Raw genomic sequence first — 20,252 nt, forward strand, 5'->3', positions numbered from 1 at the left:
CGGCATATACCGCTGGTCACCTTCGGCAAGAATGCCACAGGGCTCGGCTTTTCTACCAGCGTTCCACACTTCCCGAAATTTCAAGAACTGCGGCAATGGCCGAATCTTCCCCGTAATGCTGACCCGGTACGTAGTCTTTTACGGTGAGGGTCGAACCGGGAGAGGAAACCTGGTGGGTGCGAATCCGTCAGGCCGGTGGCGAAGTCCTGGGAGCGGGCGTGCTGCTCGACCAGAGAACCGTGCTGACATGCGCCCACGTCATTCCCGACCGGGCCGAGGAGGTCGTCGCGGAGTTCGTCGGCAGGCCCGGCGCGCGGGCCGTGCCTGCCACGGTGGTCTCCTGGGTCCCCGCCGACGACGACCAGCGCGGTGACCTCGCCCTGCTCGACCTGGCCTCGCCCGCGCCCCCGGGGAGACGGCCGGTGCTGCGACGGCCCAACCTGTGGGGTCGCGAGGTCTACACCAGGGGCTTTCCCTCGCTGCTCGACGACGGCCTGTGGGTGCGGGCGCGACTTGGCGGCAGGGCCGGTCCCGGCGGGGAGTGGGTCCAGATGGACGCCGAGCCGTACCGGGAGATCCACCCCGGCTTCAGCGGCGCGCCGGTGGTCGACGGGCGGAGCGGCGACGTGCTGGGCATCGTGGTCAGCGAGTTCCCCGGCCTCGCGGGGCTGGCGTGGATGATCCCGGTCGAGACGATCGTCCGCCACCTCCCGGCGCTGGCCGGGATGGTCGCCGACAACCCCTCGCTCACCGACCAGATCAGGGAGTTCTTCGGCCCCGGCCGCTCGGGAGGCGCGCTGGTCGTGGTCACCGGCGACGCCCCGGTCTCCGGCTCGCTGACGCAGCCCGCGCAGAACGAGGAGGACGTCTCGGGCAAGTCCGTCGCCGAGGTGTCCCGGCGGGTCAACCGCGTCCTCGAACGGCACCCCGAGCGGCAGATGTTCGTGTTCGACGCCGTGGACGAGGCCGCCGACCCGGAGAACCTCGCGCGGGAGGTGATCAGGCCGCTCACCGAGGCGGGCCACCAGGTGATCACCGGGCTGCGGCAGGAGTCGACGCGCCTGCGCGGCATCCTGAGCGTGCCCTCGGTCTCCCGGCGGCTTGAGGTGCTGGACGTGCGGATCACCGAGGCGCGGACGGCGGCGCGCTCCGCGCGGGCCGAGCACCGCAGGGTCGCCCGCCTGGTCACCCCGGTCCCCGACTGGCCGGACGACGGCCCCGCCCTGCAACTGCGGGCCAACGGCCTGCGGAAGAATCCCACACTTTCCGATCTTGAGGAATGCGAGCAGCAAACAAGGGAGCTTCTCCGCAAATCCACTGAAACACACAGAGAACTCAAGAGAATCTACGACGAGTACAAAAGCCTCAAAAGCCTTCTTCGTGCCTACCATTTGGGGTCGGGCGTAGAACGTTCGGAACGTGACCGAATTCTGGCCGAACGATACTCGCGGGCCCACAACCTGCTTTTCACCGTGCCGTGCGACCTCGCGGCGGCGAGCGAGGCGGTCGACCACTACATCCGCGCGTTGAGGGAGAGCCCATGACCGCGTGCGCCTTCTGTTCCGGCGAGGTGGACGGGGACGGCTACTGCGTCGAGTGCGGCCTGCCCGCCGACACGGCTCCGCGGCCCGCCGTCTCCGGGAGCCGGATGCTCAGGGCTGCCGACGGGCTCGTCTCCGTGCCCGTCCCCTCGGGAAGAGACCCCTCGACCCGGGTGATCTCCGACCCGAGCCGGGTCCGGCTCAACCGCAGATGCCGCAGGGGCCACGTCATCAACTTCACCTACGCCGGACAGCCCGTCGTGCTGAGAGGGTTCTGCCCGACCTGCAAGACGCCGTTCGACTTCACACCCCGCCTGGCGCCGGGGGAACTCGTCGCCGACCAGTACGAGGTCGTCGGCCCCATCGCGCACGGCGGCCTCGGCTGGGTCTACGTGGCCCGCGACCGCCACCTCAACGACAACTACGTCGCGATGAAGGGCCTGATCCAGCCCGACGACCCGGTCGCCGTGAGCCTCGAAGTCTCGGAACGGCGCTTCCTCATCTCGCTCGACCACCCCAACATCGTCCGCATCTACAACTTCGTCACCCACGACGACAGCCGGGGGGAACGCGGCGGCTACATCGTCATGGAGTATCTCGACGGCCAGTCCCTCGGCGAGATCCTCGCCAACCGGCACACGCGCCCCGAACCCGAGCACGTCCTCGCCTACGGCTACGAGATCCTCCTCGCCCTGGACTACCTGCACGGACGCGACCTGCTCTACTGCGACATGAAGCCCGACAACGTGATCATCACCCCCGACCGGGTCAAGGTCATCGACATCGGTGGGGTACGGCGCTGCGACGACCCCTCAGGCCCGGTCGTCGGCACCCCCGGCTTCCAGGTGAGCACCAAGGAGCGCAGGGAACGCGGACTGACCGTCCGCTCGGACATCTACGCCGTCGGCAGGACGCTGGAGAAGCTCCTCGGTCCCGGCGGCACCCCCCGCGCCGGGCTGGCCGTCGAGTCGCTCAGGAGGCTGGTCCAGCGCGCGGCCCACCAGGACTGGGAGCGCCGCTTCGCCTCGGCGGCGGAGATGCTCGAACAGCTCAGGGGCGTGCTGCGCGAGGTCAGGGCCTTCAGGCCGGAGCACGTCCCCCCGGTGTTCGAGCCTTCGACGGTCTTCGACCCCGGCGCCGACCTGCTCGATGGCGGTCTGAGCGCCGTCCCGCCGCTGGAACGCTGGACCCGTGGCCTGCGCGGCGCCCTGCCCGGACTCCCCCCGCCCTCGGCCCTCGTCGCCCGCGGTCTGCCCGTTCCCAGGATCGACCCCGACGACCCCGAGGCCGGTCCGCTCGCGTCCATCGGGACCACCACCGCCCGTGGCCTGCTCGACCAGCTCTCCGAGGTCCGCCCTTCGCCCGAGGTCGCGCTGCGCCGCTTCCGCGCCCACCTCGAACTGGACGAGCTCGACGAGGCCGAGACCTGCCTGTCGGGCGACGGCTGGCGGGTCACCTGGCACCGCGGCCTGCTCGCCCTGGCCCGCGAGGAGTACGGCACGGCGCTGTCGTGCTTCGACCGCGTCTACGGCGCGCTGCCCGGCGAGACCGCGCCGAAGCTGGCCCGCGCGTTCTGCCAGGAGCACCTGGACGACCTCCGGGCCGCCGAGGAGGGCTTCGACGTCGTGTGGCGGCGCGACCGCTCGCAGACCAACGCCGCGTTCGGGCTGGCCAGGCTGCGGGTGCGGGCCGGAGACAGGCCGGGCGCGGTCGCGATCCTCAACGAGGTGCCGAGGGTCGCCCAGCATCACGACGCCGCCCGGGTGGCCACCGTACGCGTCCTGTCCGAGGAGTTGCCCGGCGGGAACGCGCCGGACGGCGAGGACCTGGCACGGGCGGCGCGGCTGCTGGCCTCACTGGTCCTGGACGGAGGAGAGCCGACCGGCAAGGTCAGGGACCGCCTCACCACGGCCGTCCGGGAGGCGCGCCTGTGCGTGGAGCCCGGCGACGAGGCCCGCAGGGAGCTTGAGCGGTCCTATCTCGCACTCGCCAACCAGGCCACCACCTGGCAGGACAGGGGCAGGCTGGTCGATCTCGCGCACTCCGTCCACCCCTGGAGCCTGCTGTGACCCTGAGATTCGAGCTGAACATCGACCAGGACCCGGTCATGACCATTGGCCAGACCGAACTGCACGCCGTCCTCAGGGTGGCGGGAAAGCGGCTCGACGGCCCCGTCCCGGAGACCGAGCGGTGCGAGGTCCTCATCATCGACTGCTCCGGCTCCATGGGCGGGCCCAACCGCAGGTCAGAGGGCCGCCGCCTGAAGATCACCGCCGCGACCAGCGCGGCCATGACGGCCATCGACACCCTGCCGGACGGGGTGGTCTTCGCCGTGGTCGCGGGCAACCACGAGGCCAGGACCGTCCACCCGCCGAAGCCCGCGGACGAACGGACCAGGGCCCGCGCCAAGGCCGCCGTACGCCGCCTGACCTGCAACGGCGGCACCAACATCGGCACCTGGCTCACCGAGGCCCGGCGGCTGCTCTCCTCCCGCCCCGACGCGCTCAAACACGCGATCCTGCTGACCGACGGCCAGAACAACGAGCCCGCCGCCGAGTTCGAGCGGGCGCTGGCGGCCTGCGAGGGCGCGTTCGTCTGCGACGCCCGGGGCATCGGCGAGGACTGGGTCGCCCACGACCTGCTGCGCGTCGCCACCGTCCTGCGCGGCTCCGCCGACGCCGTGGTCGACGACGTCGACCTGGAGGCCGAGTTCGGGCGGATGGTCGAGGCGGCGCTCGGCAAGGTCACCCCGGGGATGCTCCTGCGCTTCACCACGACCCCGCCCGCCAGGCTGGTCTCCCTCAGGCAGGTCTATCCCGACCGGGCCGACCTCACCGGGCACGTCGACGCGCTCGGGGACCGCGCCTTCGAGCTGGCCAGCGGCTCATGGGGGGAGGAGTCCCGCGACTACCAGCTCCACTTCGAGGTCTCCCACGCGGACGCGCCGCACTTCACCGACCTGCGCGTGGCCCGCGTCGAGGCGATGGTCGGCGGCGAACGGCGCGGCACCGCCAACGTCATGGTCCACTGGACCGAGGACCCGGCCGCCTCGACCTTCACCAGCCACACGATCTCGCTCTACCAGGCCCAGGACAACATGAGCCAGGCCGTGGACGCGGGCCTGGCCGCCTACGGCAGGAACGACCTGGCCGGAGCCGAACGCGAATGGGCCCGCGCGGTCCGCCTGGCCGCCCGCTGCGGCAACCAGCGTGCCCTCGACGAGCTACGGCGCTTCGTGGAGATCCTCGACCCCGACGAGGGCCGGGTCCGCGCCCGCCCCAACCTGAGCCACCACGACGTCCAGCTCGTCAAGGTGGCCCTGTCCCACTACGAACAGGCCCCCGAGGAGGAACCGGCCCCCACCGGCCCCCCGTGGATGTGCGACTGCGGCCGAACCTCCCCCTCGACCGCCAACTTCTGCATCCACTGCGGCCACACCCACCGCTCCTGAACTCTCAGGGCTTCCAACCGGGGTCCCTGCCGATGGCACCGAGGAGGCGGTCGAAGGGCGGCGCGTCCTCGGGCACCGCGACCGGCGGCCCGAAGGCACCCCGCTTCCTGCCCATCTCCACCATCCGCTCCGTGAAGCCCAACGCCCGCGCGACCGCCTCCACATCCGGCCCGTACGGCTCGCCGACCGCCCTGGCCAGGTCCCAGCGGTGCACGACCATGTCCACGAGGAACATGTGGGCCAGCGTGGTCATCGGCATGCCCATGGCGGGACTCATCCCCTCCCACGCCCGCGGCTTCTCCCAGGCGGCCAGGGTGCGTCCGGCCCGCTCGGGGAAGTCACCCGCGTAGGGCCCCTGCTCGACGCGCGGCCCGCCCTCCGCCAGCGACTCGAACAGCTCGGCCACCCACTCCAGGTGGTTGATCAGGCCCCTGACATCGAACTCCGCGCACGGTGTCGGGTCCCCGAGCCTCTCCTGTCCCACCGCGCGCACCAGGTCGGCGGTCTGTTCCGTGGCGCGCCTCATGAGCGGCATCATGTCGTCCATGGCAGCAATCGTGCCCCGTTCGTCCGGAACACGGCTTGTAGAAACGCGACAGCGCGGCTGGGTCGATCCGTACGCGGGCCTCGACGCCTTCACCTTCACCCGGTACGCGCCCCCTCCCGGCCTGGCGGCCCACGTGGACCACTTCTGGGTCGTCACCTGGACCGGGTTGGCCGAGCCGTACGAACAGCGCATCGTCTCGCACCCGACCGTGAACATGGTGATCACCGGGGACTTCCACCGGGTCGTGGGCGTGATCAGGGGCGGGTTCTCCTACACGATGCGTGACAGCGGCCGGGTGCTCGGCACGCGCTTCCGTCCCGGCGGCTTCCGGACGTTCCTCGGCGCCCCGGTCTCCACGCTGACCGGCCGCTTCACGGAGATAGGCGAGATGTTCGGTACGGCGGGCACGGCCCTGGTCGAACAGGTCCTGGCCGAGCCCGACGCGCGGGCCGCCGTCACACTCGTCGAGACGTTCCTGCTCGACCTCGGGCCGGGTCAGGACCCGCTCGCCGAGGAGGCCGCGGCGCTGGTGGACCTGGCAGAGGATGACCCCTCGATGACCAGGGTCGACGAACTGGCCGCCAGGTCGGGGCGGCCGATGCGCTCGCTGCAACGGCTGTTCCGCGACTACGTCGGTATCGGCCCCAAGTGGGTGATCCGCCGCTTCCGGCTGCACGAGGCCGCCGACCGGATCTACCAGGGTCTCGACCTGGCCACGCTCGCCGCCGAACTGGGCTACGCCGACCAGGCCCACCTGACCCGCGACTTCACCGCCGCGGTCGGCATGCCCCCCTCGGCCTACGCCCGCCTGGCGTCACGCCGGAGAATGTTTCACGTGGAACAGGGCTGAGTCGGGTACGGCGGGAGCCGTACCCGACCGCGCTCTCACCCGGGCACGTAGACGCTGTGGCCGTACTCGAAGACGTTGACCTCGCCGGGACGGACCACGCCGAGGGGATCGCCCTGGCAGGTGTCGCCGTCGAAGATGAAAACGGCCGTATTGGTCCGGTTGTTGACGGTCAGCGGCCAGAAGCGGCCCCGGTAGCAGCCCGGGTCAGGATCGACGAACCGGTTGCCGCTGACGACAAGAACTCCGTCCGCCGCCCAGGCCGGACCTGTGATGCTCATGATCACCGCCCCCGCGGTGACAAGTGCCGCCAGAGCCTTCGTGGTGCGCCGCATTCCTGACTCCTGTTCCGCGCCACAACGCGGTCGGGGTTACCGTCACCACCGACTATTGGCGGAGAGTAATCAGAAAGGTACTTACCGTCACGACAGTTTGCCCGCTCCCCAACCGGTCAGTTTTGGAGAAGCCGTCACCGGGACGGTTACCTAGCATGAGATTGTTCAGATCTAGCCCCCTGTGAGAGGAAATCTGCCATGAAGGGCACCCAGTCGTCCGCCGAGGAGAAGTACGACGGATTCACGGCCGAGGAGCGGGACGCGATGAAGGAGCGCGCCAAGGAGCTGAAGTCCTCCAAGCGCGGCTCCCGCACCCCCAAGGCGGACCCGGAGGTCGAGGTGCTCGCGAAGATCGCCGAGATGGAGGGGACAGACCGCGTCATCGCCGAGCGGCTCCACGACATCATCAAGACCAACGCCCCCGCCCTCTCCCCGAAGCTCTGGTACGGCATGCCGGCGTACGCCAGGGACGGCAAGATCGTCTGTTTCTTCCAGCCCGCGCTGAAGTTCAAGGCGAGGTACGCCACGCTCGGCTTCAACGACCCCGCGAACCTCGACGAGGGCACAATGTGGCCGACCGCCTTCGCCCTGACCGAGCTGACCCCCGAGGACGAGACCCGCATCGCCGACCTCATCAGGAAGGCCGCCGGCTAATTCATACCGAACGGCCTGTGGCAGCAGGCCGTACAGCCACAGGTCACACCATGCTGTTCACTCTGTCAGCCTTGCCTTTCCAGGAATTCCCTAGGCCCGGAGGAAACGCGATGGCTGATGCAGACGTGGCCGGCGAAAACAAACAGGGTGGAGTCGCCTGGGCCGTGACGAACGTCTTCGCCCCCCAATATGTCGCCTTCCTCGCCCCGGTGCTCACGGGCGGCGTGGCCGACGGCCTGACGGGCGCCCTCTGGGGGCTGGGAGCCGCCGCCGTGTGCGTGGGCGTCCCGGCCGCGGTGATCGGGATCGGAGTACGGCGCGGCAGGCTGGACTCGATGCACGTGGTGGACCGGACGAGCCGCAAGGGGCCGCTGCTTTCGGGGTTGGCCGCGTTGGTCCTCGGCCTCGTCGTGCTCGTCGTCGCGGGAGCGCCCTCGGTCGTGAAGGCCACCGTCGCGGTGATGCTGGCCTGTGTCGCGGTGATGGGCGCCGTCACCATCCGCTGGAAGATCTCCTTCCACACCGGAGTGGTCGCGGGCACAGCCGTGATGCTCGCCCACCTCCTTCCCCCGGCCCCCACCCTGATCATCGGCGCCGCCATCACCGCCCTGGTGAGCTGGGCCCGGGTACGGGTCTCCCACCACACCCCGGCCCAGACCATCGCCGGAGCGGTAACCGGGGCGACCCTGGCCTGGGCGGTTTTCACACTGCTGACATGAGACGACGCCTGGCCGCTTTCGATCAGCCGAATCGAACATTCCAGTTTGGCTGTCGAGCCATGATGATCGCGGAAATGGAGTGATCCATGTAAATTCCCTCCGGGACAGGCGCACCCGGCCCAGAAAGGCTCGGTTTCGCTACCCGACGGCCCACGGGTGATGAGCGGAAAGCACCGGAAGGGAAACCGTGAACTACTATGCCCGCCGGGTGGCCGCGATCACGGGGGCGGGCTCGGGAATCGGCCGCGCCCTGGCCGTCGACCTGGCCCGGCGGGGTGCTCGGCTGGCACTGTCCGATCAGAACGCCGAGGCGGTGGCCGACACCGCACGGCGCTGTCAGCGGATCGGCGCACGGGTGCGCACGGACACGATCGACATCACCGACCGGCAGGCGATGCTCGACTATCCGGCCGCCCTCTCCGGCGAGTTCGGTCGGATCGACGCGGTTTTCTGCGTGGCGGGTGTCATCCACACAGGAAGGCTGCTCAACACCGAGCTCAGCGACGTCGACCACGTGGTGAACGTCAACCTGCTGGGCACGGTGAACACGGCCAAGGCCTTTCTGCCCCACCTGATCTCTTCGGGAGACGGGCACCTCGTGACCTTCTCCAGCGCGTTCGGGTTCCTGACGACACCGGGCTACAGCGCGTACAGCGCGTCGAAGTTCGCGATCCGCGGATTCAGCGAGTCACTGCGCCAGGAGATGCGGCTTGACGGACACCCCGTCTCGGTGACGTGTGTCTGTCCGGGTGGAGTCCGTACGCCGATCATGCGGAACGGACGGTTCGCGGCAGGCGAGGACCCGGACGCCGTCACGGCGAGGTTCGACACGAAGATCGCGCGAACGGAGGCGTCCAGAGCGGCCTCGATCATCCTGCGCGGCGTGGAGCGTCGGCGCCCCCAGGTGCTGGTAGGAGCGGACGCCAAAGCCGCCTGGACCCTCGTCCGCACCCTCGGAACCGCCTACCAACACCTGGTCCTCTGGGCCGGACGGCGAACGTGAACAGCACCGGTCTTCGTCAGTGGCCGCTGCCAGCATGATCCACAAGCAACTGGAGGAATCATGGTGGCCGACCCACACCTGGCTTGAGGAGTTCGGACCGTTCTACGACGTCTCCTGCGTGACCTTCGCCCGGTCCCTTTCTCCCGCTGAGGCGCTGGTTCGTCTCGGCGCGGCCAACGACGCGATCAGAGAGGTGACCTTCGAAGAACTACAGGAGAGAGCGATGAGGTGCTTCGACTCGGGTGTGCCGCGCGCCAGTTATGCGGGCGCACTGGAAGCGGATGGCTGGTCGGTGCTCATCCAACTCTGGACAGGATCGATCGCGGTCGACTTCTCCCTGGTGAAGCAGTTCTCCCAGGGGACGGAGGTCGTGTCGATCAACCGCAACATCCACGCCACGGACTACTTCGTCTATGCGGCCAACGGTGAGCTTGTCACCTGGTTCGACCTGCTGGGTCCCGACGCGTGTGGAGGCAGCGAACCGGACCGGCTTACCGGCATGATGCGCGAGGTCGGCCTGGACCCCGAACTGGACGAGGACAGCCCGGACCTGAAAGCCGGATTCCCCCGCGCCTTCGCCCTGGCAGAGAAGATCACCGGCTTTCCCTTCACCGGGAAGATGCTCGACACACATCTTCTGGGCGCCGTGATCAACAGCGGTTGATCACGGCCATAGACGAGGTGGTCCTCTGACCGTCGCTCAAGACGCCTCTCATCGGATGGTGGTGGCCCTGGCTTGGCCGTACACCCACAGGCTGCTGTTCTCGTGTGGATGCCCCTCGACACAGGGGAACCCCCGGGCGGTGCCGGGGGTTCGGTTCGCAGGGGTGGCTCAGGGGTTGTCGTAGCCGATCCAGTTGATGTACCAGCCGTACTGCTGGGCGGTGGCGGGGGTCAGTGCGCTGCCGTCCTTCCACTGGACGTAGACGCGGAACTTTGTGGCGGTGACGTTGTAGACGGCGCTGGGGCCGACCAGTGCCCACTGGCTGCCGCCGGTGCTGCTGATCGAGGTGACGTAGACGGGGGTGCCGGTGAAGCGGGCCGCTGTGGTGTCGACGTCGATGTAGATGCCGTTGGCCCCGTAGGCCTGCCAGCCCTGTCCGGCTGTGGTCTGTCCGGCGGCGATGCGCGCAGTGGGCATGTGAGGTGTCCTCTCGCGAGATGCGGACTGTCGCGCTAAGCGTTTATCCGATCACGATGAGTGTCCACGGATGCTTTCCTGCCCCTGCCGCCACATACACCCCACCCTCCAGACAGGACGCCCTATGGCCGCGCCACGCGGAGGATCCGGTCGTCTCCCGGGTTGGGGTCACCGCGGCCGTCGGTGTTGTTGGTCAGCACCCACAGCGACCCGTCGGGGGCGACGACGGCGTCGCGGAGCCGGCCGTACTCTCTGACGAGGCGCTCGGTGGAGGTGGAGAGCCGGTCGAGTGGGACCTGCCTGAGCACCTGGCCGCGCAGGTTCGCGATGTAGATGTTTCCCCTCGTGATGGCTATGCCGCTGGGACTCGCCTCGGCCGGTCGCCACTGCTGGACCGGATCGGTGAAGCCGTCCCGGTTGGCGATGCCCTCGACCTCCGGCCACCCGTAGTTGGCGCCCGCCTTGATCACGTTGAGCTCGTCCCAGGTGTCCTGCCCGAACTCGCTGGCGTACATGGTGCCGCGGGTGTCCCAGGCGATGCCCTGCGGGTTGCGGTGACCGTAGCTGTAGACCAGGGAACCGGCGAACGGGTTGCCCCGGGGCACTTTTCCGTCGGGGGTCATTCGCAGGATCTTGCCGGCGAGCACGGCGACGTCCTGGGCGGCGGCGCGGTTACCGGCGTCGCCCACGGTGGCGTACAGCATCCCGTCGGGCCCGAACGCGATCCGGCCACCGTTGTGGAAGCTCGCGGCCGGGAGCCCTGCGAGGACGGTCGTGGGGCGTCCGAGCCCGAGCCTGCCGGGCGTGCCGGTGAGCGGGAACCGCTCGATCCGGTTCTCCCCGCTCGCGGTGTAGTAGGCATACAGGAAGCCTCTGTGTACGGCGATGCCGAGAAGCCCGCCCTCACCCCTCGGGGCGACTCCGTCGATGACGCCGACCTCGCGGGTGGCTCCCCGGTCGCCGATCTCGACGATGCGGCCGGTGTCCCGCTCGCTGACCAGGGCCGTCCTGCCGTGGAAGGCGATGGACCAGGGAGCGTCGAGATTGTCGGCGACGGTGGAGATCTCTCCCCTCGGAGGCGAGGGAGCGGCACCTTCGGCCAGCCCCGGCGTGCACGCGGTCAACACGGTCGACGTGGACAGGGCGAGTACGGCGGCGAGTCGCAGGAACGGGTGTCTCGTGGTCATTCTTGTTCTCCGTCGGGTCGCGTCGGAGCCATTGGATGCGCTGGACGAGTGCGGGGGAAGCATGAAGCTCCCCATGGGAATACCCACGAATCGTCCGCCAACCGATCGGCGTCCCGTAAGCGACACCGCCCGGCCGTCCCCTCATCGCCCGTAACGGCGGGGGCACCTCCTTGGCCGACCTGTATTTCTTCAGGGTGCGTCGCCGCCGCTGCGTGCTCGGAAGAAGTCGGCGAACTGGCTAGAAATGTCACCTATGGGCGATGATTTCGCTCCCTGGCGACAGTCTTCCCTTCGACCGTCCCCACCGACGAGAAATGGCTGTCCGACAAGAGCCGAAAGCACGAGGTGGTCACGTGACCGGCCTCTGGCCGCCGGTGCACGCCGAGCGGGCGGCCCTGGCGAACGACCTGGTGGATCTGACCGGCGAGCGGTGGGCGACGCCGTCACTGTGTGCCGGGTTGACCGTGCGGGAAGTGCTGGCACACCTCACCGCGGCGCAAGCCCCCGACGCCGCGTCGGCGCCAGGGGCTTGCGGGAAGGTGAGCGGTCAGGCGTCGAAGGCGCCGGTGTTCACGCGGCCGATGAATGAGCGCCACTGCGCGGGGGTGAAGGCCAGGGCCGGGCCGGAGGGGTTCTTGCTGTCACGGACGGCGACCAGGCCGGGGAGGTCCGTCGTGACCTCGACGCAGTTATCTCCATTCGCGCCGCTGAGCGAACTCTTACGCCAGGTGATGGACTGAGCTGGGTCCATGATCTTTGCCTTACTCGTCGAATCGGTGGGCGAGGTCCACGAGGAATGCGACCGACTCGTGTGGAGGCAGAGCTACCTCACGGACCTGGTCGAATATGAGGGTATACGCCTGCACCTCCTTGTCCTCCTCCAGATAGAGATCGCTGGTGGCCGCTTCGAGGTAGACGAGGCTGGGATCTTCAGGAAAGCGAAGAATGCTGAACTCTCCATCCAGTCCAGCATGGGCTCCCACGGTGTCCGGGATGACGTGCACGGTGATGGTGGGCTGCTCCGACAGGGCGACGATGTGCCGGAGTTGATCACTCATGACCTTGGGGCCGCCGACGACCTTGTTCAGTGCGGCCTGGTCGATCAGCACCTGTAGCACCAGGGGTTGCTCTCTGTGCAGGATCTTCTGCCGGGCGATGCGGCCCTCTATCCGGCGTTGGATCTTCTGCTCGTCGAGCGTGCCCGTTCGCATCACCGCCGCCATGTAGTCAGGAGTCTGAAGCAGGCCGGGGATGCGCAGTGCCGCGTAGGCGAGGATCTCGGAGGCTTCGGCCTCGAAACCTGGCAACGAGCCACGGAACACTTCGGCGTACTCAGACCACCAGCCCTTCGTGCGGGACTGACGTGCGAGGGTGAGGACCGTCTCTCGCATCTGAGGATCGGTGACGCCGTACACGTTCAGCAGAGCGTTCATGTTGCCGACGTCTGGCCGGGTCCACTTGTTACGCTCCATGTGGGTCAGCCGTCCACGGGACCATTCCAGTCGGCGGGTGGCCTCCTCCACGGTGAGCCCGGATGCCTCACGAAGCTGGACAAGCAGCGCGCTGAGACGACGCCGCCGAAGCGTTGGGCTGTGACTCACGTTCTCTCCTACCGTCAGACGCACTGCCGCCAGAAGCAGTTAACTATGACAACCGAACTTTGGTGTTGAAGTTTTGGCGCTGCTAGGCCACTATGGGTATCCGACCGGAAGCGGGGTGAGATGAACGCTCTGTCAGGAAGATCGAGGCACCGCCCGCACGACCGCCGCTCGCCCGCAACATGGCCTGCGACATCACTCCTGGTTCTTTTCGCCGGGAGCGACCACGAAGGTCCCCATGCCGCGAACGGTCTCCACTCTTCCCTCGGCGACGAGGGCATGGACGGCCTTCCGGGCAGTGTTGAGCGCGATCCCGAACTCCTCCATCAAGTGCGGCAGGCTCGGGATGGGCTGTTTCGGCCGGTAGATGCCGGAGGTTATACGGTCCCGCAAGATCTCCGTCACCTGCTCCCAGACTGGTCTGTTCGGCTCCCGTTCCCACATGGGCTGGAGCGTACGAGGGCATGCCCCTGCCGAGACCGCCAGAACCTATCAGGCCCGCGTGTGATAGGGCCTGATAGGGCCTCCGATATGCGGAGCCTTGAACACGCCATCTCCTCTTTTCCTTGCTGCCAGCGGTGCTCCCCGCGAGCAACACCCTGATCCAAAAACGGACCTGCCCGACGGTTGCATCGCCGGGACAGGCCCTCAATCAGGAAGGCAACTCCTGACGTGAGTAAGAGTAGTGCTCCGAGCTCCAACTCGGACACATCGACCCCGGAGGGCTGCGGCTGCTTCGCCGACGCCGTACCCCTGCCCATGGGCTGCGCCCGCTGCGGCCATTCCCCCTACGCCCACGGTTGCTCCGGCCAGGACGGGCACGAGTACGTGCAGCCGTCCGGGCTGTTGATGAACGCCCGTCTCCAGGCCCGCCGCGAGTACGGCCCGCAGATCCTTCCCGCTCCCCGGCCTCCGATGGAGGTCGCGCCGAACGAGGTGGTTCCGCTGGTGCCCGCCCAGCGTCGGCCCGTTCCCGAGCCGAACCCCGAGCCGGGATCGCCCGCGGCGGCCCCGGCCGCGCACGCCGTACCGGATGACCTGCCCGACCTCCCGGAAGCCGCCTCCGAGCCGGGTCCCGTGCCGGTTCCTGCCGGTGACATGGTTACCGTCCCAGCGTCGGAGCCCGTTGAGCCGGTACGGCCTGCCCGGCCTTCGCTGCCTCGGCAGATCCGGCGCTCTGCGCCCGGTGCTCCCCGAGCCGGGATCTCCTGGGCCAGGCTGCGTCGATCCGGTCTGTCCCGGCCTGGTTTCCGCAGGAGTGCGGTACGGCCCGCGACCGGCAGGCCGCCTCGACGCGAAGGCCGCTGTCGTGCTCTTCATGCTCGTGCGGCTTCCGGCGCTCACGCGGCGGTGCCGTACGGCGCGCACCTTTCTCTTTGTTCTCCCGCAGGGCAGGCCCGTCTGGCGATCACCTCGTCGGCCAGAGCCTCTGATCGGATCACGGAGGTCCAGATCATGCACAACAGCACCCCCAACAGTCCGGCGATCCCGGGCTGGCGGCTGATCGTCAGCGACACGGGCCGCTACTGGGCCATCCGCAACCGCGCCTTCCCCCGCGTCGCCCTGCGCGCCGGGGTCGAACCGGCCGTGGACGCCGACACCTTCGAGGAGGTTCAGGCCGCCGTGGCCGAGCAGGAGGACAAGGCCCGCACCGCCGTCGCCAACGCCGAGAAGACCACCTTCACCAACGCCGAGAAGACCACCTTGGCCGCCGCCGAGAAGACCGTCGTCGCCGCCGTCGAGACGACGGGGCCGGTCTCGTGACGGGCCGGCATCGGGACGGCCAGCCGTACGCCTCGGTGTATCAGCGGGTCTGGGACGGACCCGCCCGCGCCGAAGCCGAACGCCTCGACCAGACCTGGGCGGACTGGACCGTGCTCTACAGCCTGGGCAAGCGCGCCTTCTACGCCGTGGCGTCCTGGGACAGCCCGCAGCTCGTGGTGGTTGAGGACGCCACGTCGGAGGGGTTGGAGGAGCGGATGCAGGAGGCGGAGATGGTCCGGATGCTCCAGGCCACGCTGACCCAGGGCGAGGAGAAGCGTCCGTCGGCTGAGCTGAGTGACCAGGACACGACGGGGACGCGCGACCGGAACACGCCGGGGACGCTCGATCGGGACGAGACGGGGGCGCGGGACCGGGACACGGCGGAGCCGCGGGATCGGGGCCCGGCCAGAAGGCGGCGTTCGTCGCCGGGTGGGAGGGCGGCATGATGCCATCGCTCAAGGCGACTCGTCCCCAGGCCGGTGTCGCGGATCGAACCTGCGACACCCTGCAGACGGCTCACCCGGGTTGGCTGGTCTTCCACAACCCGCAGTCCGGCCTGTGGAGCGCCTACCGCCACGCCCTGTCCGGCAGGCCGACCCCCGGCGCCGTGCTGCTGGTACGCGCCGACTCGGCCGAAGAGCTGGACCGCAAGCTGGCCGCCCAGACACCCGCTCAGACGCTCGCTCAGGTGTCCGTCCAGGCGCCCGTCCAGGCGCCCAGGCAGGTGTCCGCTCGCCTGACCGCTCAGGCACCCCCGATGGTGCCGCCAAGCATCCGGGCCGTCGCCGCCGCCCGCGCCCTCCAGGCCCGAACCGCCCACGCCGTTCGGGCTGGATGGGCCGGTCAGCGACCTGTCGGCCTGCGCAGACTCCTGCGCTCCTGAAGCCGGTACGGCGGGCGGTGGGACCTCATCCCGCCCGCTGCCCGCCGTACCTCCTAAACGTGCGGCCCAGACGGAGGGGTCTGGGCCGCACCCCTTCGCAAGGCGGCTCCCACACACGCCGGGACATGGCAGGGCGTGTTGGGGAAGGGGGAGCCGCCTCGCGTACCGGTCTCGCGTCCCCACACGCGGGACCGGTCCTCCTACCGGGTGCCCGGCCCCTGCTCCCCGGCTCGGGGCCGGGCACCCCCCACCCTCACCTGAACCGGCATGGCCTCCCCGCCTGAACCGGCGCGGCCTCCCCGCCTGACACGTGTTTCCTGTCCGTCTTCCGAAGCGAGACGACGATGACCGATGACGAGTACGAGCGACGCGTGCTCGACGTGCTCACCAGCACCCACCCCGGCTGGTACTACCAACAACGCGACCTACCCGGCCTACCCCGGTGGTGGGCCACCCGCTACTACCCGCTGCGACCCGACCAGCGAAAGGCCGGAGCCCGCGACGTGCTGGGCCGTACCACCCTGCACGGGTTGATCAGGGCCCTGGCCCACCACGACAAGATCCTCCACAACCTCCGCTACTGAAGGAGCCCCCCATGCCTACCCTCAAGGCCACCCGCAAGGCCGTCACCCCCGACGGAACCTTCACCACCGGCCCCGAAACCACCGACCGCCTCCTCACCCCCGGAGAAGTCGCCCACATCTTCGGCGTCGACCCCAAAACCGTCAATCGTTGGTCCCTCACCGGGAAGATCCCCTCGCTGAAGACCCCCAGCGGACAGCGCCGCTACCGCCAAAGCGACATCAACGTAATCCTCAACCCCTCGACCCCGTGACCACTCGCCCCTGACCTCGGGGAAAGATCATCCCCGCGTGCGCGGGGGTGATCTCGTAGCATGCGCGCCTGGGCACCCCGAACAGCTTCGTATCACTGCTGTCAGACCCCGGTGTCCCCCTGGTGAGCCACAGCAGCACGGCCGTCGCGGAACTGTGCACCGCAGACAGATCCGCCCGGTTCTCCAGGGCGGCGAAAACAGAAAGACCGCTATCCGAAGATCGGAAGGCGGTCTTTTTGCTGGTCAGAAGGTGGGGCTACCAGGACTTGAACCTGGGACCTCTTCCTTATCAGGGAAGCGCTCTAACCGACTGAGCTATAGCCCCTCATCACGTGCCAGAACGGTATCGCATCCTGCTTTGGGAGGCGAATCCGTCCGCTCGAACAGGGAAAAGCTTACCCTGTCCTGGCACCGGCTCGCGCCATGTCCCCGGCCCGCGCGCAAGGCGCAGCGCCGGGGACACGCCGGACGATGACTACTCGGCCTCGCTGAAGGTGACCTCGATGCCGCCGACCAGGTCGGAGGCGATGTTGTAGATCACCGCACCGAGGGTGGACAGGGCCGTGATCAGGACGACGTTCACGGCCCCGATCAGGGCGGTGTATCCGAGGATGCGGACCGGCTCGAACCAGGAGGCGACGTTGAAGCCGCTCGCGGACGGCTTGCCGTCGGAGACCGTGAACTGGTTGACCGTCTGGATGATGCTGTCGAACACGCCGAGGCTGTTCAGCACCATGTAGAGCACCGCGACGGCGACGAACAGCACCACGAAGCAGACCAGGGAGACCACGAAGCTGAACTTCATGGCCGACCACGGCTCGATCCTGCGCAGCACCAGATGGGCCTTGCGCGGCGAGCGCGGCGAGGAGTCGGCGGCCGGCTTCCTGGAGTCGGGCCCGGGAGACGACAGCCCCCCCGGCGGAGGCCCTCCCGGCGACCAGGAGGGGTTGCCGGAAGGCGGGGTCGGGCGGGGGTGCACCATGGTGTCGGGCACCTTGCCGTCCTCGGCGGACGCCGTACCCGGCCTGCCCTTGCCGTCGGCGACCGGTTTGTCGGTCTCCGGAGCGGGACCACCGTTGTTTGAGGGCCCGGGCCTGTTACCGTTGCCCGCCGACGGCTCAGCCGCCTTGGCAGGATCTGCTTCGACGGCTTTATCCATTTTCTCCGTCACCTGATCACGTGTCGACGAGGACGCGGGTCGCGGTCCTGGCCTTGACTGAGCGCTCACGGGCTACTCACCTTCCCCGTTTTCCTCAGTCTCCAAAGACTCGGCGTTGCGGGCGAGAGCCACGACGCTGTCTCCATCGACCAGATTCATCAGACGCACCCCCATGGTCTGGCGACCGGACTGCTTGATCTCTCCTGCGCTGGTCCTGATGACCCCACCGACGGACGTGATCGCGAAGACCTCGTCCTCCGGCCTGACCATGACAGCCCCAACCAGCTTGCCACGGGAGCTGACGATCTTCGCGGTCAGGACACCCTTACCGCCACGTCCCTGAACAGGGTACTGATCGGCGGGTGTGCGCTTTGCATACCCACCCTCGGTCGCGACCAACACATCATCGCCGTCGGCGATCCGGTTCATCGCCAACAGTTCGTCTCCGTCAAGGAAGCGCATGCCGATCACGCCGCTGGTCGCCCTGCCCATGGGCCGCAGGGCCTCGTCGGAGGCGGTGAAGCGGATGGACTGCGCCCCGCGAGAGATCAGCAGGAGGTCGTCCTCCTCCGAAACCAGTCTGGCTGCGATCACTTCGTCATCTTCTCGCAGATTGATGGCGATAAGACCACCGGAACGCGGCGAGTCGTACTCGGAGAGGCGCGTCTTCTTCACCAGACCGCTGCGGGTCGCCAGCACGAGGTACGGCGCGACCTCGTAGTCACGCAGGTCGAGCACCTCCATGACCACCTCGTCGGGCTGCATGGCCAGCAGGTTGGCCAGGTGCTGACCGCGGGCGTCCCTGCCCGAGTCTGGCAGCTCGTAGGCCTTGACCCGGTAGACGCGTCCCTTGTTGGTGAAGAACAGCAGCCAGTGGTGGGTCGTGGTGACGAAGAAGTGGTCGACGATGTCGTCCTGGCGCAACTGCGCCCCGCGCACGCCCTTGCCGCCGCGCTTCTGCGCCCGGTAGAGGTCGGTGTTGGTGCGCTTGGCGTAGCCACCGCGGGTGATCGTGACGACCATGTCCTCCTCGGCGAGGAGGTCCTCGATCGACATGTCGCCCTCGTAGGCGATGATCTCCGTCTTGCGCTCGTCGCCGTACTTCGAAGTGATCTCGGAGAGCTCGTCGAAGACGATGGTCCGCTGCCGCTCCGGCGAGGCCAGGATCTCCTGGTAGTCGATGATGTGCACCATCAGCGCGTCGTACTCGTCGGTGATCTGCTGCCGCTCCAGGGCGGCCAGCTTGCGCAGCTGCATGTCGAGGATGGCCTGCGCCTGGATCTGGTCGATGTCCAGCAGCGTCATCAGGCCGCCCTGGGCCTCGGCCGCCGACGGCGAGCGCCGGATCAGCGCGATGACCTCGTCCATCCGGTCGAGCGCCTTGAGCAGCGCGCGCAGGATGTGGGCCCGCTCCTCGGCCTTGCGCAGCAGGTAGCGGGTCCTGCGGACCACGACCTCGATCTGGTGGTCGATGTAGTGCCGGACGAACTGGTCGAGGCGCAGGGTCCTCGGCACGCCGTCGACCAGCGCCAGCATGTTGGCGCCGAAGGTGGTCTGCAGCTGGGTGTGCTTGTAGAGGTTGTTCAGCACGACCTTGGCGACCGCGTCGCGCTTGAGCACGATGACCAGGCGCTGGCCGACCCGCGAGGAGCTCTCGTCGCGGACGTCGGCGATGCCGCTGATGCGGCCGTCCTTGACCGACTCGGCGATGAACAGCGCGAGGTTGTCCGGGTTGACCATGTAGGGCAGCTCGGTGACGACCAGGCACTGACGGCCCTTGGCGTCCTCCTCGACCTCGACGATCGCCCGCATGGTGATCGAGCCGCGCCCGGTGCGGTAGGCGTCGTCCATGCCCCTGCGACCGACGATCAGGGCGCCGGTGGGGAAGTCGGGGCCCTTGATCCGCGCGATCAGCGCCTCAAGAAGCTCGTCGTCGCTCGCCTCGGGGTTCTGCAGGGCCCACTTGACGCCCTCAGCCACCTCGCGCAGGTTGTGCGGCGGGATGTTCGTCGCCATACCGACCGCGATGCCCGTGGCGCCGTTGACCAGCAGGTTCGGGAACCGCGACGGCAGGACCAGGGGTTCCTGGGAACGGCCGTCGTAGTTGGGCTGGAAGTCGACGGTGTCCTTGTCGATGTCACGGATCATCTCCATGGCGATCGGCGCGAGCTTGCACTCGGTGTAGCGCATGGCGGCCGGCATGTCGTTGCCCGGCGAGCCGAAGTTGCCCTGTCCGTCGACCAGCGTGTAGCGCAGCGCCCACGGCTGCGCGAGCCGTACGACCGTGCCGTAGATCGAGGAGTCACCGTGCGGGTGGTAGGAACCCATCACGTCGCCGACGATGCGGGAGCACTTGAAGTAGCCGCGGTCGGGGCGGTAGCCGCCGTCGTACATGGCGTAGAGCACGCGGCGGTGCACCGGCTTGAGACCGTCGCGGACGTCGGGCAGCGCGCGGGACACGATGACGGACATCGCGTAGTCCATGTAGCTGCGCTGCATCTCCGACTGGATGTCGACGGGTTCGATGCGCTGGTGGTCTACCGGCGGAGTGTTCACATCCGTCACGAGGATGGGTCCTTTACGAGAGA

The 20,252-nt window shown here is 68.5% G+C and carries 22 protein-coding genes, 1 tRNA gene and 1 pseudogene; 14 read left to right on the forward strand and 10 right to left on the reverse strand.

Going from position 1 to position 20,252, the window contains the following annotated elements:
* Window positions 1–143 precede the first annotated feature (143 nt).
* Genes FHS44_RS20145 through FHS44_RS20155 form a run of 3 tightly spaced genes read left to right on the forward strand, consistent with a single transcriptional unit; the run spans window position 144 to window position 4,992 of the window.
* Entirely contained in the window at window positions 144–1,544 is a 1,401-nt protein-coding gene (locus FHS44_RS20145) for a S1 family peptidase (RefSeq protein ID WP_221461098.1), read from the forward strand.
* On the forward strand, window positions 1,541–3,610 hold the full coding sequence (locus FHS44_RS20150) for a serine/threonine-protein kinase (RefSeq protein WP_184716928.1): 2,070 nt from the start codon (window positions 1,541–1,543) through the stop codon (window positions 3,608–3,610). Before FHS44_RS20145 ends, FHS44_RS20150 begins: the two co-directional genes overlap by 4 nt.
* The gene (locus FHS44_RS20155; protein WP_184716930.1) at window positions 3,607–4,992 is read left to right on the forward strand and encodes a vWA domain-containing protein; all 1,386 of its coding nucleotides are present in this window, start codon (window positions 3,607–3,609) and stop codon (window positions 4,990–4,992) included. The genes FHS44_RS20150 and FHS44_RS20155 overlap by 4 nt, the downstream gene beginning before the upstream one ends.
* A gap of 4 nt (window positions 4,993–4,996) precedes the next feature.
* Here the strand turns inward: FHS44_RS20155 and FHS44_RS20160 are convergent, their stop codons facing one another.
* Window positions 4,997–5,518, reverse strand: a complete 522-nt coding sequence (locus FHS44_RS20160) for a TIGR03086 family metal-binding protein (RefSeq protein ID WP_184716933.1) — start codon at window positions 5,516–5,518, stop codon at window positions 4,997–4,999.
* Between the two features lie 19 nt (window positions 5,519–5,537).
* Here FHS44_RS20160 and FHS44_RS20165 point away from each other — a divergent pair, with 19 nt between their 5' ends.
* Window positions 5,538–6,389, forward strand: coding sequence for a helix-turn-helix domain-containing protein (locus FHS44_RS20165; protein WP_184716935.1), 852 nt, complete (start codon window positions 5,538–5,540; stop codon window positions 6,387–6,389).
* A gap of 35 nt (window positions 6,390–6,424) precedes the next feature.
* Here FHS44_RS20165 and FHS44_RS20170 read toward each other — a convergent pair whose 3' ends face one another.
* Window positions 6,425–6,721 carry a hypothetical protein gene (locus FHS44_RS20170; protein ID WP_184716937.1) on the reverse strand — a complete coding sequence of 99 codons (297 nt, stop codon included), beginning with the start codon at window positions 6,719–6,721 and terminating at the stop codon, window positions 6,425–6,427.
* Window positions 6,722–6,919: 198 nt separating this feature from the next.
* Between FHS44_RS20170 and FHS44_RS20175 the strand changes: the two genes are divergently transcribed.
* The 4 genes from FHS44_RS20175 (at window position 6,920) to FHS44_RS20190 (ending at window position 9,761) form a co-directional block, all read left to right on the forward strand.
* Window positions 6,920–7,375 carry an iron chaperone gene (locus FHS44_RS20175; RefSeq protein WP_184716939.1) on the forward strand — a complete coding sequence of 152 codons (456 nt, stop codon included), beginning with the start codon at window positions 6,920–6,922 and terminating at the stop codon, window positions 7,373–7,375.
* 110 nt (window positions 7,376–7,485) lie between these two features.
* Complete coding sequence (locus tag FHS44_RS20180; protein WP_184716941.1) at window positions 7,486–8,094, forward strand: phosphatase PAP2 family protein; 609 nt, start codon at window positions 7,486–7,488, stop codon at window positions 8,092–8,094.
* Window positions 8,095–8,281: 187 nt separating this feature from the next.
* Window positions 8,282–9,097, forward strand: coding sequence for an SDR family NAD(P)-dependent oxidoreductase (locus tag FHS44_RS20185; RefSeq protein WP_184716942.1), 816 nt, complete (start codon window positions 8,282–8,284; stop codon window positions 9,095–9,097).
* Between the two features lie 34 nt (window positions 9,098–9,131).
* Window positions 9,132–9,761 carry a DUF6461 domain-containing protein gene (locus tag FHS44_RS20190; RefSeq protein WP_184716943.1) on the forward strand — a complete coding sequence of 210 codons (630 nt, stop codon included), beginning with the start codon at window positions 9,132–9,134 and terminating at the stop codon, window positions 9,759–9,761.
* Between the two features lie 168 nt (window positions 9,762–9,929).
* Here the strand turns inward: FHS44_RS20190 and FHS44_RS20195 are convergent, their stop codons facing one another.
* Together FHS44_RS20195 and FHS44_RS20200 are read right to left on the reverse strand one after the other, a co-directional pair.
* The gene (locus FHS44_RS20195) at window positions 9,930–10,238 is read right to left on the reverse strand and encodes a hypothetical protein (RefSeq protein ID WP_184716944.1); all 309 of its coding nucleotides are present in this window, start codon (window positions 10,236–10,238) and stop codon (window positions 9,930–9,932) included.
* A gap of 122 nt (window positions 10,239–10,360) precedes the next feature.
* Window positions 10,361–11,425: a PQQ-dependent sugar dehydrogenase gene (locus FHS44_RS20200; protein ID WP_184716945.1), complete on the reverse strand. Its 1,065-nt coding sequence runs from the start codon at window positions 11,423–11,425 to the stop codon at window positions 10,361–10,363.
* 314 nt (window positions 11,426–11,739) lie between these two features.
* Here FHS44_RS20200 and FHS44_RS20205 point away from each other — a divergent pair.
* A pseudogene (locus FHS44_RS20205) lies at window positions 11,740–11,934 on the forward strand (maleylpyruvate isomerase N-terminal domain-containing protein); the annotation flags it as partial.
* 38 nt (window positions 11,935–11,972) lie between these two features.
* On the opposite strand, the gene FHS44_RS20210 reads toward FHS44_RS20205, so the two are convergent.
* The 3 genes from FHS44_RS20210 to FHS44_RS20220 all read right to left on the reverse strand — a co-directional run bounded on the left by FHS44_RS20210 (window position 11,973) and on the right by FHS44_RS20220 (window position 13,467).
* Window positions 11,973–12,176, reverse strand: a complete 204-nt coding sequence (locus tag FHS44_RS20210) for a DUF397 domain-containing protein (protein ID WP_184716946.1) — start codon at window positions 12,174–12,176, stop codon at window positions 11,973–11,975.
* Window positions 12,177–12,186: 10 nt separating this feature from the next.
* Window positions 12,187–13,026, reverse strand: coding sequence for a helix-turn-helix domain-containing protein (locus FHS44_RS20215; RefSeq protein WP_184716947.1), 840 nt, complete (start codon window positions 13,024–13,026; stop codon window positions 12,187–12,189).
* Between the two features lie 192 nt (window positions 13,027–13,218).
* Window positions 13,219–13,467 carry a GntR family transcriptional regulator gene (locus FHS44_RS20220; protein WP_184716950.1) on the reverse strand — a complete coding sequence of 83 codons (249 nt, stop codon included), beginning with the start codon at window positions 13,465–13,467 and terminating at the stop codon, window positions 13,219–13,221.
* Between the two features lie 228 nt (window positions 13,468–13,695).
* On the opposite strand from FHS44_RS20220, the gene FHS44_RS20225 reads away from it, so the two are divergent.
* The 5 genes from FHS44_RS20225 (at window position 13,696) to FHS44_RS20245 (ending at window position 16,505) form a co-directional block, all read left to right on the forward strand.
* Complete coding sequence (locus FHS44_RS20225; protein ID WP_184716952.1) at window positions 13,696–14,787, forward strand: hypothetical protein; 1,092 nt, start codon at window positions 13,696–13,698, stop codon at window positions 14,785–14,787.
* The gene (locus FHS44_RS20230) at window positions 14,784–15,233 is read left to right on the forward strand and encodes a hypothetical protein (protein WP_184716954.1); all 450 of its coding nucleotides are present in this window, start codon (window positions 14,784–14,786) and stop codon (window positions 15,231–15,233) included. Before FHS44_RS20225 ends, FHS44_RS20230 begins: the two co-directional genes overlap by 4 nt.
* The gene (locus tag FHS44_RS20235; protein WP_184716956.1) at window positions 15,230–15,670 is read left to right on the forward strand and encodes a hypothetical protein; all 441 of its coding nucleotides are present in this window, start codon (window positions 15,230–15,232) and stop codon (window positions 15,668–15,670) included. Before FHS44_RS20230 ends, FHS44_RS20235 begins: the two co-directional genes overlap by 4 nt.
* A gap of 344 nt (window positions 15,671–16,014) precedes the next feature.
* A complete protein-coding gene (locus FHS44_RS20240; RefSeq protein WP_184716958.1) occupies window positions 16,015–16,254 on the forward strand; it encodes a hypothetical protein in 240 nt (79 codons plus the stop codon).
* 11 nt (window positions 16,255–16,265) lie between these two features.
* The gene (locus tag FHS44_RS20245; protein WP_184716960.1) at window positions 16,266–16,505 is read left to right on the forward strand and encodes a helix-turn-helix domain-containing protein; all 240 of its coding nucleotides are present in this window, start codon (window positions 16,266–16,268) and stop codon (window positions 16,503–16,505) included.
* Window positions 16,506–16,756: 251 nt separating this feature from the next.
* Here the strand turns inward: FHS44_RS20245 and FHS44_RS20250 are convergent.
* The 3 genes from FHS44_RS20250 to gyrA form a co-directional block, all read right to left on the reverse strand.
* Window positions 16,757–16,830: transfer RNA gene (locus FHS44_RS20250), tRNA-Ile, on the reverse strand.
* A gap of 150 nt (window positions 16,831–16,980) precedes the next feature.
* The gene (locus tag FHS44_RS20255) at window positions 16,981–17,664 is read right to left on the reverse strand and encodes a DUF3566 domain-containing protein (RefSeq protein WP_184716961.1); all 684 of its coding nucleotides are present in this window, start codon (window positions 17,662–17,664) and stop codon (window positions 16,981–16,983) included.
* 72 nt (window positions 17,665–17,736) lie between these two features.
* Window positions 17,737–20,229 carry a DNA gyrase subunit A gene (gyrA, locus tag FHS44_RS20260; protein ID WP_184716963.1) on the reverse strand — a complete coding sequence of 831 codons (2,493 nt, stop codon included), beginning with the start codon at window positions 20,227–20,229 and terminating at the stop codon, window positions 17,737–17,739.
* Between the last annotated feature and the right edge of the window lie 23 nt (window positions 20,230–20,252).

The organism is Streptosporangium saharense, assembly GCF_014203715.1.
Lineage (GTDB): Bacteria > Actinomycetota > Actinomycetes > Streptosporangiales > Streptosporangiaceae > Streptosporangium > Streptosporangium saharense.